Origin of the sequence: Actinoplanes sp. HUAS TT8 (assembly GCF_051380535.1) — a bacterium.
GTDB lineage: Bacteria > Actinomycetota > Actinomycetes > Mycobacteriales > Micromonosporaceae > Actinoplanes.
On record NZ_CP195646.1, the window covers coordinates 10217017 to 10230787 of the forward strand.

Here is a 13771-nt window from a genome sequence, read left to right on the forward strand (position 1 = left end):
AAAAGGGGGCGCCCCGCCGAAGCGGAGCGCCCCCATCAGTTCAGATCGTCACGGGCGGGGCAGCGACGCCTCGATCAGCGCCTGCTGCTCGGCCTCGTGCATCTTGGCCGAACCGACCGCCGGAGCGGCCGCGGCCGGGCGGGAGATCCGCCGCAGGCGCACGCCCTCCAGGTGCTCCAGCAGGTTGAGCGCCACGAACGACCAGGCGCCCTGGTTGGCCGGCTCCTCCTGGACCCAGGCGAAGTCCTCGGCGTTCGGGTACTGCGCCAGGACGGCCTTGAGCTCCTCGACCGGCAGCGGGTAGATCTGCTCCATCCGGATGATCGCGGTGTCGGTGATGCCCCGGTCGGCCCGCGCCTGGAACAGGTCGTAGTAGACCTTGCCCGAGCAGAGCAGAACACGCTTCACCTTGGCCGCGTCCAGCGCCTGGCCGTTGACCCCGGCGTCACCGAGGACCGGCTGGAACCCGCCGGTGGTGAAGTCGGCGACCGACGACACCGCGAGCTTGTGGCGCAGCAGCGACTTCGGCGAGAAGACCACCAGCGGCTTGCGCTTGCTGGACAGGGCCTGGCGGCGCAGCAGGTGGAAGTAGTTCGCCGGGGTGGTGGTGTTGGCCACCCGCATGTTGTCCTGCGCGCACAGCTGCAGGAAGCGCTCCGGGCGGCCGGACGAGTGGTCCGGGCCCTGGCCCTCCTGGCCGTGCGGGAGCAGCAGCACCAGCGAGGACTTCTGACCCCACTTCACCTCGCCGGACGAGAGGAACTCGTCGACGATCGACTGGGCGCCGTTGACGAAGTCACCGAACTGGGCCTCCCAGAGGACCAGCGCGTCCGGGTTCTCGACCGAGTACCCGTACTCGAAGCCCATCGCCGCGTACTCACTGAGCAGCGAGTCGTGCACGAAGAACCGGGCCGTGCCGGTGGCCAGGCCGGCCAGTGGCAGGAAGTCCTTACCGGTCTTCGAGTCGACGATCGAGGCGTGCCGCGAGGTGAACGTGCCCCGCCGCGAGTCCTGACCGGCGAGCCGGACGGTGACGCCCTGCGCGAGCAGCGAACCGAACGCGATCAGCTCACCGAAGCCCCAGTCGATGCCGCCGTCGGTGGACATCTTGGCGCGGCGGTCGAGCAGCTGCTGGACCCGCTTGTGGGCGGTGAAGCCCTCGGGCAGCTCGATGTGCGCCTGCCCGATCGCCCGGACGTCGTCGGCCCGGATCGCCGAGCGGACCTCGGGCTCCGGCTCCTCGGCGATGATGTGCGGCTTGGGCGGGCTGCCGGCCGCGTCCCGGGTGGCCTTGAAGACCTCCTCGAGGCGGGACTGGTAGTCGCGCAGCTGCTCCTCCGCGTCCTGCACGGTGATGTCGCCGCGGCCGATCAGCTCCTCGGTGTAGAGCTTCCGCACGCTGCGCTTGGTGTCGATGATCTGGTACATCCGCGGGTTGGTCATCGACGGGTCGTCGCCCTCGTTGTGACCGCGGCGGCGGTAGCAGATCATGTCGATCACGACGTCCTTGTTGAACGTCTGCCGGTACTCGAACGCGAGCTTGGCGACCCGCACCACGGCCTCCGGGTCGTCCCCGTTGACGTGGAAGATCGGGGCCTCGACCATGCGGGCGACGTCGGTCGAGTACATCGACGAGCGGCTGTACTCCGGCGCCGTGGTGAAGCCGACCTGGTTGTTCACGACCACGTGGACCGTGCCACCGGTGCGGTAACCGCGCAGCTGGGAGAGGTTCAGCGTCTCGGCGACCACGCCCTGGCCGGCGAACGCGGCGTCGCCGTGCACCAGCACCGGCAGCACCGTGTAGCCGTGCAGGCCCAGGTCGAGGCGGTCCTGCTTGGCGCGGACGATGCCCTCCAGGACCGGGTCGACGGCCTCCAGGTGCGACGGGTTGGCGACCACGCTGACGGTGGTGGAGTGCTGACCGTCCGGCGTCGTGTACTTGCCGGTCTGCCCCAGGTGGTACTTCACGTCGCCCGAGCCGTGCGCCGACTTCGGGTCCATCCACCCTTCGAATTCATTGAAGAGCTTCTCGTACGGCTTCCCGACGATGTTGGTGAGAACGTTCAGCCGGCCGCGGTGGGCCATGCCCATCACCATCTCGTCCAGCCCCGACTCGGCGGACAGCTGCAGCACGGCTGCCAGCAGCGGGATCAGCGACTCGCCGCCCTCGAGCGAGAACCGCTTCTGACCGACGTACTTCGTCTGCAGGAACGTCTCGAACGCCTCGGCCCGGTTGAGCTGGAGCAGGATCTGCTTCTGCTCGTCGGTGTCGGGCTTCGCGTACTTGACCTCGATGCGCTCCTGGACCCAGCGGCGCTCCTCCGGGTCCTGGATGTGCATGTACTCGATACCGATGCGGCGGCAGTAGCTGTCCCGCAGGACGCCGAGCACGTCGCGCAGCTTCATCTTCTCCTTGCCGGCGAAGCCGCCGACCGGGAAGGTGCGGTCCAGGTCCCACAGGGTCAGGCCGTGCTGCAGCACATCCAGGTCGGGGTGCTTGCGGATGGTGAACTCGAGCGGGTCGGTGTCGGCCATCAGGTGACCGCGCACCCGGTACGCGTGGATCAGCTCGATCACCCGCGCGGCCTTGTCGATCTGGCCCTCGGAGGTGCGGGCGACGTCACGCACCCAGCGGACCGGCTCGTACGGGATCCGCAGCGAGGTGAAGATCTGGTCGTAGAAGTCGTGCCCGCCGAGCAGCAGCTCGTGCATCACCTTGAGGAACTCGCCGGACTGCGCGCCCTGGATCACCCGGTGGTCATACGTGCTGGTCAGCGTGGTGACCTTGGAGACGCCGTGCTCGGTCAGAGTCTCGTCGCTCATGCCGGCGTAGGGCGCCGGGTACTCCATCGCGCCGACGCCGATGATGGCCGACTGGCCGCCCATCAGGCGCGGGATCGAGTGAACGGTGCCGATGCCGCCCGGGTTGGTCAGCGAGATCGTCGTGCCGGAGTAGTCGTCCATGGTCAGCTCGTTGCGGCGGGCACGACGGACGACGTCCTCATACGCCTGCCAGAACTGCCGGAAGTCCATCTGCTCGCAGCCCTTGATGGACGGCACCACCAGGGTGCGGGATCCGTCCTTCTTGGCCAGGTCGATCGCGATGCCGAGGTTGATGTGCTCGGGCTCGACCAGGTTGGGCTTGCCGTTGATCTCGGCGTAGCTGTAGTTCATCTCCGGGTGGGCGACGACCGCCCGGATCAGCGCCCAGCCGATCAGGTGGGTGAAGCTGACCTTGCCACCCCGCCCGCGGGAGAGGTGGTTGTTGATCACGATGCGGTTGTCGACCATCAGCTTCGCCGGGACCGCACGCACCGAGGTGGCCGTCGGAACCTGCAGCGAGGCTTCCATGTTCTGCACGATCTTGCCGGCGACGCCGCGCAGGACCGTGGTCTTCGCCCCGGCCGGCGCGGGCTGGGCCGCGGGCTTGGGGGCGGCCTTGGCCGGCTCCGGCTTGGCCGCCGGGGCGGGTGGGGTCACCGGCTTGGGCTCGGCCACGGTCTTCGCCGCGGGCGCGTCCGTGCCGGCCTTGGCGGCCGACTTGGTCGCGTTGGCCGCGGTCGCCTCGTCGGGCGTCACGATCGAGCCCGTGGCCATCGCCGGCTTGTAGTCCGCGAAGAAATCGTGCCACGCAGGGTCGACGCTGGTCGGATCGGCCAGGTATCGCTGATACATCTCGTCGACGATCCACTCGTTGGGACCGAAGTCCGCGAGTGGGTTGTCCTGCGAAGTCTGCTGCGTCGACACTGCCGCGTTCGCCTCTTTCACCGTGTTTGTCATCACGTGACATCAACCGGCCTGGCCCGACTCGTCACGCGCGACGGGCTAGGATCCGGTACAAGGCTACGCCGTGCGCGAGCGCAGTCCGCCCGGACGTCCGCTCTGTGACGAAGCAGGGCTTGCAGACTTTGATCGCGCGTGATGCGGATCTCAGGTCGTCCGGATCCAGGTGGCCCGCGCGACCGCCAGCCGCCGCCCGTCCGGCCCGTGCACCGCGGAGTCGACGAGCGCCTTCCGGCCCGCCAGTTCCACGACCGCGCCGGTCACCACGCAGCGGGCGCCCGGCTCGGGCAGTTCGTCGACGGCGACCGCGATCCGCCCCAGGACGTAGGCGCTGTCCTCCCGGATCGCCGCCCACCCACCCGGGCAGTCCAGCGCCGCCCACATCAGCGGGACGCTCACCTCGTCCGGAACCGACCAGGGCGCGGCCGTACGCCCGTCCGGCAGCCGGCCCGGGAAGATCCGCAGCCCGTCGCCCTCGGCGCGCTCCGGGCCGCAGACGAAACAGGTGGGGAACGGGTGCACGGCGAAGCCGGGGTAGCCCCGGGAGGCGGCGACCGCGGTGTCCCACGGGACCGGATCGACGCCCGGCCCGGGGTCGCCCGTGTCGAGTGTGGCGATCAGCCGGTCACCGGCGTACGCCGAATCGTCCTTGATCTTGATGTCTGTCTCCAGTGGCGGAGGCAGCCGCAAGGTCACCTGGGAGAGGCCGGCCGAAGTGGCCAACACACCGGCGCACCAACCGCCGTTTCCGCTGCCGGGAGGCCCGTTGAACCGGGCGGGGATTCGCATCCTCCGACGATCGCACAAGCCGTTCATCAACCGGACACGCATTGCCACCTGACGCGACATTCCATCGGCAGTTGTCACCCTTACACAGATCACATGGCAGTTCTGATGACAGCCGCCGCACCCACCGGGACCAGCGGCTACACGCTTCTCATCGCGGACGACGCGGCTCAGGTGAAGGCCGCCCAGCGGCTGCGTCACGATGTCTTCGCCGGCGAGCTCGGGGCAACCCTCACGACCGCGGTCGAAGGCCACGACGTCGACGAGTTCGACGAGTTCTGTGACCACCTCATCGTGCGCGACGACTCCACCGGCGAAGTGGTCGGCACGTACCGGATGCTCCCGCCGAGGGCCGCGGAACGCGCCGGCCGCCGGTACGCCGACGACGAGTTCGACCTGAGCGCCCTGCGCCCGCTGCGCGACCAGCTGGTGGAGATCGGCCGCTCCTGCGTGCACCCGGACCACCGGACCGGTGCCGTGATGAATCTGATGTGGAGCGGCATCGCCCGCTACCTGCACCTGAACAACCTGCGCTGGCTCGGCGGCTGCGCCTCGGTCCCGCTGGCCGACGGCGGGATCACCGCGGCCGGTGTCCGGGAGCGGATCAACAGCAAGCACCTGGCCCCGCCGGCGCTGCGGGTCCGCCCGCGCAACCCGTGGACGCCCCCGGCCGGCCTGGTCGCCGACCCCAAGGTCGCCGTCCCGTCGCTGCTCAAGGGCTACCTGCGGGTCGGCAGCTGGATCTGCGGTGAGCCCGCCTTCGACCCGGCCTTCGACTGCGTCGACTTCTACGTGCTGTTCTCGCTGGACCGTCTCGACCCGCGGTACCGCCGCCACTTCCTGGGGGCCGAGCAATGACCACGACGGGCACGCTCTGGCAGCCGGCCTCGGCCTGCGGTGACCGCTGCCGCCCGGGCGACGGCCCGCGCGCCTCGGCCTGGACGGCCGGTCTGCGGCTGACCGGGATGGCCCTGGTCATGCTGATCGGCTCGGCCGCGGTGGCGCTGCTGCGCGGCGCCGCGGTCCGGGCGATGGCCCGTGGCCTGTTGGCCGCCCTCGGCGTGCGGCTGGTCCAGCGGGGACCGGTGCCGCGCCCGGGCAGCCTGCTGGTCGCCAACCACATCTCCTGGCTGGACATCCTGGTGCTGATCGCGGTCGCGCCGGTCAGCCTGGTGGCCAAGCACGACGTCCGGGCCTGGCCCGGGATCGGCTCCACGGCCGGTCGCAGCGGCACGATCTTCATCGACCGGACCCGGCCGCGGGAGCTGCCGGCGACGGTGGCCGAGGTGGCCGCGGCGTTGCGGTCCGGCCGGTCGGTGGCGGCGTTCCCGGAGGGCACGACGTTCTGCGGCACCGAGCACGGGCGGTTCCGTCCGGCGCTGTTCCAGGCGGCGATCGACGCGGGTGCCCCGGTGGTGCCCACCTCGATCATCTACGACACCACCGAGACCGCCTTCATCGGTGAGGACACCCTGGTGGACTCGCTGCTGCGGGTGGCCCGGGTGCGGCGGCTGACGATCACGGTGATCACCGCGCCGGCCCTGCGGCCGATGCCGGGCGCCGATCGCAAGGCGCTGGCTCGTGCGGCGCAGCGCAGCACGGGCGGGCACGGGTACCGGCTGGCCGCTTGAAATCCCCCTCACAGATAATTTTCAGGAAGTCTGCAGCAGGGGCGCAGCGGGCGGGGAAAGAATGGCCGCATGGCCGCTCAGACCCAGCCCAAGCCGAGTGAGGCGAAGTTGCTCGTCGTCGAGGACGACGCGAACATCCTCGAGCTCCTCTCCGCCAGCCTCCGCTTCGCCGGGTTCGACGTCACCACCGCGACCAGCGGCAGCGCCGCGGTCAGCGCGGCCCGCAGTGCGGCGCCCGATCTGGTCGTGCTCGACGTCATGCTCCCCGACCTCGACGGCTTCGAGGTCATCCGGCTGATGCGCGAGGGTGGCCAGCGCACCCCGGTGGTCTTCCTGACCGCCCGCGACGGCACCGACGACAAGATCCGCGGGCTCACGCTGGGTGGCGACGACTACGTCACCAAGCCGTTCAGCCTGGAGGAGCTCACCGCCCGGATCCGCGCGGTCCTGCGCCGCACCTCGGCCGGCGAGGAACAGCCGTCCCGGCTGGTCTTCGCCGATCTGGAGCTCGACGAGGAGACCCATGAGGTCTATCGGGCGGGCAGCCGGGTGCAGTTGTCGCCGACCGAGTTCAAACTGCTGCGCTACCTGATGCTCAACGCGAACCGGGTGCTGTCCAAGGCGCAGATCCTCGACCACGTCTGGAAGTACGACTTCCGTGGGGACGACAACATCGTCGAGTCGTACATCTCGTACCTGCGGCGCAAGGTGGACAACGTGCAGCCGCGCCTGATCCACACCCTTCGCGGCGTGGGCTACGTGCTGCGCAAACCAGCCGTCTAGGTCGCCTCCCATGACCATCACCGAGCGGGTTCGCGTTTCGCTCCCGCCGCAGGCCAGCCTGCGCAAAGTCTCCCTCCGGACCAAGCTTGTCGCCTCGGTCCTGGTGCTGGTGTTCGCGGCGCTGACCCTGATCAGCTCGGCGAGCACGATCGCGCTGCACACGTACATGATCAGCCGGTTGGACGCTCAGCTGAAGACGGTCTCGGAGGACCTGGAGACGCTGGCCAACGCCGACTTCCAGGTCTACATGCCGATCGACTGGATGATCGCCTACAAGTCGGTGAGCGGCACCGGCCCGATCGTGGCCGGCCGGAACATGAGCCTGGACGACCTGCCGGTGCTGGTCAAGGGCGTGAACCAGGTCGACGCGGTGACCGACAAGCCGTATACGACCCGTTCGCAGAACGGGAAGTACATGTGGCGCGTGCTGGTCGAGCGGGACGACCGCGGCAGCGTGATCCACGTCGCCCAGCGGATGACCGGCGTCGACGCGGTCATCGCCCGGCTGATCTGGGTGGACGTGCTGGTCGGCGTCGGCGTCCTGCTGGCCCTGGCCATCGTCGGGGCCGCCCTGGTCCGGCAGAGCCTGATCCCGCTGCTGCAGATCGAGCGCACCGCCGGCCGCATCGCCGCCGGCGACTACAGCCAGCGCGTCCCCGACCCGGAGGTGGACGGCGGCGAGCCGACCACCGAGCTGGGCCGCCTCTCCACCGCGCTGAACTCGATGCTGGCCCAGATCGAGATGGCCTTCCACGCCCGGGCCGCCTCCGAGCAGCAGGCCAAGGAGGCCGCCGAGTCGGCCCAGCTGTCCGAGGGCCGGGCGGTCCGCTCCGAGGAGAAGATGCGGCAGTTCGTCGCCGACGCCTCCCACGAGTTGCGGACGCCGCTGACCACCATCCGCGGCTTCGCCGAGCTCTACCGCCAGGGTGCGGTGTCCGACCGGGACGCGGTGGCCCGGCTCGTGCGCCGCATCGAGGACGAGGCCGCCCGGATGGGCCTGCTCGTCGAGGACCTGCTGCTCCTGGCCCGCCTGGACCGGGAGCGCCCGCTGAACCTGACCCCGGTGGAACTGCCGGTGCTGGCCATGGACGCGGTGCAGGCCGCGCGGGCGACCGCGCCGGATCGCGTGATCGAGCTGGACATCCACGACGACCAGGAACGCCTGGTGGCGTACGGGGATGACGCCCGTCTTCGCCAGGTGATCGGTAACTTGATGACGAACGCGCTCGTTCACACTCCGGTGGACGCCACGGTGACGCTGCGGCTACATGCCGGCGGGGAGAATCAGGCCGTGGTCGAGGTGTCGGACACCGGTCCGGGGCTCGGCCAGGAGCAGAAGGCGCGCGTTTTCGAGCGCTTCTACCGCGCCGACGTCGCACGCACCAGGAACACCGATCGGGAGGCGACCGGGACCGGTCTGGGGCTGGCCATCGTGGCGGCGATCGTGCGGTCCCACAACGGGTCCGTGGACGTGCTCAGCGAGCCCGGTGAGGGCGCCACGTTCCGAGTCACCCTGCCGACCCTGAATGTGGATAAAGGGTTCACAGAAAACATCCAGGACTAGCACAGTTCGGTACGAGTCGCACGGGGCAGAGTAAGGAACATGAACGAGAACGAGACCAACCCGCGGCCCGCGGACGCCGTCGCTGAGAACACCAGCGCGGAGCGGGTCGAGTCTGAGCAGCCGACTGCGGTCCAGCCGCCGGCCGCCGCCCACCAGTCCGCGGCCCCCACCACGCAGCCCACCCAGCCGGTTCAGCCCACGCAGCCCACGCAGCCCCCGGTGGCCGCGCCGCAGCCGCCGCAGAACCCCTGGGCCCAGCACGCCCCGCACCAGCCGCCGGCCGCCCCGCAGCCGCCGCAGCCTCCGCAGGCGCCCCAGTCACCCTGGCAGCAGCCGCAGGCTCCGGTCTCCGCGACCCCGGTGTCCGGCTATCCGCAGTACGGGCCGCCGGCCGGCTACGGCCAGCACTACGGTCAGCAGCCCGGTTACCACCCGGGCTGGCACCAGCCCGGCGCCACCACCACGCCGACCGCCGAGGGCGGCTGGCAGCAGACCACCAACCCCGAGGGGGTCGTCCCGGTCTGGGCCCAGCCGGTCGGCAACGAGCCCCCGCGCAACGGCCGTGGGCGCAAGCTCATCCTGGCCGGCGCCGCCGCCGTGCTGATCGCGCTGCTGTCCGGCGGGGTCGGTGCCGCGACCGCGCTGGCGTTCCACGACGACAACACCACCGCCTCGGTCAAGTCCGGCAACACCGCGGTCAGCCGGGTCGTGGACCGTTCGTCGCTGGCCCAGATCGCCGCCGCCGTGCAGGACAGCGTCGTCTCGATCACCACGCAGACCGGTGAGGGCTCGGGCGTGATCCTCAGCGCCGACGGCTACATCGTGACCAACAACCACGTGGTCGCGACCGCCACCGGCGACACGGTGAACATCATCTTCGCGGACGGCAAGAAGACCACCGCCACGATCGTCGGCACCGACCCGCGGACCGACCTGGCCGTGGTCAAGGCGACCGGGGTCTCCGGTCTCAAGGCGGCCACGTTCGGCGACAGCTCGCAGATGCAGGTCGGCGACACCGTGCTCGCGCTCGGCAGCCCGCTCGGCCTGGAGGGCTCGGTCACCGCCGGCATCATCAGCGCCAAGGACCGCACGATCGAGTCCAGCAGCGAGGACGAGCAGCAGGGCCAGGGGTCGGACCCGTTCGGCCAGTCCCAGCAGCAACAGCAGCAGTCGTCGACCAGCACCACGATGACCGGCCTGCTGCAGACCGACGCCCCGATCAACCCCGGCAACTCGGGTGGCGCGCTGGTCAACGTGAACGGTGAGGTGATCGGCATCAACTCGGCGATCGCCACCTCGGGTTCCAGCTCCGGCAACATCGGCCTGGGCTTCGCGATCCCGAGCGCCAAGGCCAAGACCGTCGCCGAGGCCCTGATGTCCGGCAAGAAGGTCAGCCACCCGGCCCTCGGTGTCAGCGTCACCACCGCGGAGAACGGTGGTGCCCTGGTCAGCCAGGTGACGGCGAGCAGCGCCGCGGGCAAGGCCGGGATCCAGCAGGGCGACGTGATCACCAAGGTCGACGGCAAGGACATCAGCGAGTCCGACGATCTGGTGGCCGCGGTCCAGGCCGGCACGGTCGGGCAGAAGATGACCATCACCTTCACCCGGAACGGGGCGGAGAAGCAGGTGTCGGTGACCCTGCAGGAGTCCCAGTAAAGACATCAGCTCCTTTCGCTGCGGCGGGTGACGTGACCAGGGGTGGGCACGTCACCCGCCGTATTCCTATCTATGCCGCTATTCAGGACCTTCACGACGAACGGGCAATTTCTCTGCCGGGGGCTCGCGTTTGGTGAGGGGACCTTCTAATCTCCTACCGCCACCGGCGGTATCTCCCACCGCCTTCGGCGGCGGAGTGAGAGGCCCAGCGAGTTGACGTACGTCGAGACCCGGACCAGCGTCTGGGAAGCTTTGGCCGGCCGAGCCTCGGGCGCCGATTCCGGCGTGGCCGACTCCGGCCTCTGGCACGCCGTCGCCGACCGGCTCGACCCGGCCCGGGCCCGTCCGGAGCTGCGCGGCGGCATCGAGGTCCGGCACCGTGCCACCGTCCGCGGCGGGCGGTACGTGATGCTCCGCTCACCCGAGGACGGTGGCCGCAGCTGTTACCTCCGGCTCAGCCCGGAGGAGTACCAGCTGGCCCTGATGATGGACGGCACCTGCACGGTGGCCCGCCTGGTCGCCGAGTTCGCCCGGATCGCCGGCCGTCTCGCCCCCGACCAGGTCCGCCGGGTCGTCGCCGACCTGGCCGGCAACCGCATGCTGGAGGACCTGCCGGGCGACGCGTTCCGCCCGCTGCGCGAGATGCAGCGCGAGCCGATGCCGAAGCTGGCCGCCGCCATCCGTGGCCGCCGGGCGCTCTCGGTCCCGGTCGACGGCCTGGTCACCGGCATCTACAACAGTGTCGGCAAGCTGCTGTTCACCCGGCCCGCGGTCTGGCTCGGCACCCTGCTGGCGCTGGCCGGTGCGGTGCTGTTCGTGTTCAGCTGGCAGCGCGGCGGTCATGCGCTGTTCCTGGCCGGTAATTCGTACCTGTTCGGCGCCGTGTCCCTGCTGCTGCTCAACATGGTGGCGCTGGGCCTGCACGAGTTCGGTCATGCGCTCGCCGCGAAACGGGTGGGTCGCGAGGTGCCCGCGGCCGGGCTGATGCTGCACTTCGGGCTGCCCACGGTCTTCGTCGACACCAGTGACGTCTGGATGGCGGGCCGGCGAGCCCGGATCGCGGTCACCGCGGCCGGCCCGGCCACCGGTCTGGCCCTGGCCGGCCTGTTCCAGCTGATCGGCCTGGCCGTGCCGTCGATCGGCGGGCTCGCCTTCAAGCTGGCGTTCCTGTTCTACCTGCACACGTTCTTCAACCTCAGCCCGCTGCTGCCGCTGGACGGGCAGTACCTGCTGATGGACTGGCTGGAGATCCCGGACCTGCGGGCCCGCGGTCTGGCCTGGCTCGGCGGCCGCCTGCGTCGCAGCGGCCCGCGCTGGTCGGCCCTGGACCGGGAGGGCCGCCTGATCGGCCTGTACGGCCTGCTCGCCCTCTTCTGGCTGGCCGCCGCCGTCACACTGGGCTATCGGTTGTGGACCGACCGGGTGTCCGGCCTGGTCCTCGGCCTCTGGTACGAGGGCCTGACCTCCCGCCTCCTGCTCGCCGTCATGGTCCTCGGCCTGATCGCCCCGCCGCTCTACTTCCTGCTCGGCCGCATCGGCAGTGGCTGGCGCCGGTGGCGTCGCCGGGCCGCGCACCGCGACCAGGAGACCGACATGCCGCACCGGATGGCCGCGCTGTACGCGTCCGACCTGGGCGGCCTGCCCGAGCCGGCGCTGCAGTCGCTGGCCGCCCGGGCCACCTGGGAGCACCCGCGGCTGGGCCGTTCGCTCGTGCTGGCCGGCGAGCCGCAGGACTTCGTCTACGTGGTCGTCGAGGGCGCCCTGCACGGCCGCCGCCCGGGTGACCCGGGCGGCAGCATCCGGCACCACGCCGGCCCGGGTGCCGTGGTCGGCCTGGCCGCCGTGCTCACCGGCCGCAGCGCCGCGCTGGACTGGCACGCCGCGGCCGGTGCGGCCCTGCTGACCGTGCCCGCCTCTACGGTGGCCACCGTGGTCGGCCCGCTGCCCGGCCCGCCCCCGACCGAACGGGCCGAGGCCGAGGCGCTCTTCGCCGACACCCCGGCGCTGGCCGGGCTGGAGGAGGATCAGCAGCTCGCGCTGATCGCCGCCGCCCACCCGGTCGACCTGGAGCCGGGCGCTCCGGTGATGCTGCACGGCCCGACGCACGCGGTCGTGGTCGAGTCCGGTGTGATCGCCATGCCGGACGGCGTCGAGCTGCGCCGCGGCACGCTCGTCGGCCCGGTCGGGGACGGCACGCCGGGCATGGTGGCGCAGACCCGGACCCCGGTCCGGCTCTGGGTCATCCCGGACGCGTCCGACCTGCCGCCGCTGATCGGCCACCTGGGCCGTCCCGGCGCGGCGATGCCCGGCCTGCGGCCCAGCAGCCCGCTGTCGGTGCGTCCGGGCGCCGGGCACCCGCCGCTGGCGGTGCCGCCGGGCCCGCCGGACAACGACGAGGAGTTCGACGTCGACCGCCACTTCGAGAAGCGGATGTGGGCGTTCGTCAGCCTGCTGCTGGTCGGGGTGTTCGGCGGTCTCGCGCTGGACCTGAGCGCCGGCCCGGCCTGGGCCGAGATGCCGGGCGGGAAGGCGCTGCTCACCGTCGACCAGGGCACCGCCACCGTGACGGCCGGCGGGGCGAAGAGCACGCTGGCCACCGACGCCCGGCGCTACCTGGCCGCCGGCGCGCAGGTCACGGTGCCGAAGAAGGGCCGGGCCTGGCTCACCTTCCCCGGTGGCGGCCTGCTGCTGGTCTGCCCGGGCGCCAGTCTGACGCTGGACACCGTCTCGGTGGCGAGCGGCCGGGAGTCGGCCCCTCGCGGCAAGGTGACCCTGACCAAGGGGCCGGTGCTGGCCGACACGACCGGCACGAGCGGGGCCTACGGTCCGCTCGGCCTGACCGTCACCCGCGGGCCGGACGACGTGGTGAACACCGGCAAGGCGTGGTTCTCGGTCGACCTGTCGGCGCTCTCGGTGGCCAACGGCACGGTGACCGCCGGCGGCGTTGCCGCCAAGCCGACCGGCGGCGAGCTGACCTGTGGGGACGGCGTGAAGGTGACCCAGCCGGCGACGACCGAGGGCGGCCAGCCGTCCGAGGAGTCGTTCCCGACGGAGTCGGCCGCGCCCGCGGTCAGCGAGTCGCCGAGCGTGGGGGCGAGCTCCAGCAGCGCCAGCCCGTCGGTCTCGGCCGAGCCGTCGGAGAGCAGCACCAGCAGCACCCCGACGCCGACGCTGACCACGGTGCCGACCACCCGGCCGACCTCGGTCAAGCCGTCCGTGAAGCCGACCAGCAAGTCGCCCACCCCGACGGGTGGGACGACGACCAGCCCGTCGACGACACCGTCGACCGAGACCTCGACACCGTCGAGCGCGCCGCCGTCGTCGGCCGGGGAGACCGCGGGGGACTGAAACGGGGGGATCAGATGCTGTGCTGGTTCTGCGACGAGGCGGCCCGCGCTGCCTGCCGCTTCTGCGGACGTGGCGTGTGCGCCGAGCACGCGCGCTTCGGGCCGTACGTCCTGGAGATCAGTAGATCGACGATCCGGGACCGGGCCGAGGCTCTGGTGGTGGAGGACGCCGCACAGTGCGGCGCCTGCCATCCCCGCCCGCAGCCGGTCCCGATGCCCGA

General features: G+C 71.2%; 8 protein-coding genes. 6 read left to right on the forward strand and 2 right to left on the reverse strand.

Annotation, left to right across the window (positions count from 1 at the left end):
- Positions 1-48 precede the first annotated feature (48 nt).
- Both ACSHV8_RS45695 and ACSHV8_RS45700 read right to left on the reverse strand, forming a co-directional pair.
- Positions 49-3747 (reverse strand): multifunctional oxoglutarate decarboxylase/oxoglutarate dehydrogenase thiamine pyrophosphate-binding subunit/dihydrolipoyllysine-residue succinyltransferase subunit, encoded by a 3699-nt coding sequence (locus ACSHV8_RS45695; RefSeq protein WP_436537256.1) that lies wholly within the window; start codon positions 3745-3747, stop codon positions 49-51.
- 183 nt (positions 3748-3930) lie between these two features.
- Positions 3931-4509, reverse strand: a complete 579-nt coding sequence (locus tag ACSHV8_RS45700; RefSeq protein WP_436526695.1) for a hypothetical protein — start codon at positions 4507-4509, stop codon at positions 3931-3933.
- A gap of 156 nt (positions 4510-4665) precedes the next feature.
- On the opposite strand from ACSHV8_RS45700, the gene ACSHV8_RS45705 reads away from it, so the two are divergent.
- The 6 genes from ACSHV8_RS45705 to ACSHV8_RS45730 all read left to right on the forward strand — a co-directional run bounded on the left by ACSHV8_RS45705 (position 4666) and on the right by ACSHV8_RS45730 (position 13551).
- The gene (locus ACSHV8_RS45705; RefSeq protein ID WP_436526697.1) at positions 4666-5427 is read left to right on the forward strand and encodes a GNAT family N-acetyltransferase; all 762 of its coding nucleotides are present in this window, start codon (positions 4666-4668) and stop codon (positions 5425-5427) included.
- Complete coding sequence (locus ACSHV8_RS45710; RefSeq protein WP_436526699.1) at positions 5424-6200, forward strand: lysophospholipid acyltransferase family protein; 777 nt, start codon at positions 5424-5426, stop codon at positions 6198-6200. Before ACSHV8_RS45705 ends, ACSHV8_RS45710 begins: the two co-directional genes overlap by 4 nt.
- 69 nt (positions 6201-6269) lie before the next feature.
- The gene (locus ACSHV8_RS45715; protein WP_436526701.1) at positions 6270-6983 is read left to right on the forward strand and encodes a response regulator transcription factor; all 714 of its coding nucleotides are present in this window, start codon (positions 6270-6272) and stop codon (positions 6981-6983) included.
- Positions 6984-6993: 10 nt separating this feature from the next.
- A complete protein-coding gene (locus ACSHV8_RS45720) occupies positions 6994-8547 on the forward strand; it encodes a sensor histidine kinase (RefSeq protein ID WP_436526703.1) in 1554 nt (517 codons plus the stop codon).
- A 39-nt stretch (positions 8548-8586) separates the two neighbouring features.
- Positions 8587-10203 (forward strand): S1C family serine protease, encoded by a 1617-nt coding sequence (locus ACSHV8_RS45725; RefSeq protein ID WP_436526706.1) that lies wholly within the window; start codon positions 8587-8589, stop codon positions 10201-10203.
- Between the two features lie 213 nt (positions 10204-10416).
- Positions 10417-13551: a cyclic nucleotide-binding protein gene (locus ACSHV8_RS45730; RefSeq protein WP_436526708.1), complete on the forward strand. Its 3135-nt coding sequence runs from the start codon at positions 10417-10419 to the stop codon at positions 13549-13551.
- The last annotated feature ends 220 nt before the right edge of the window (positions 13552-13771 follow it).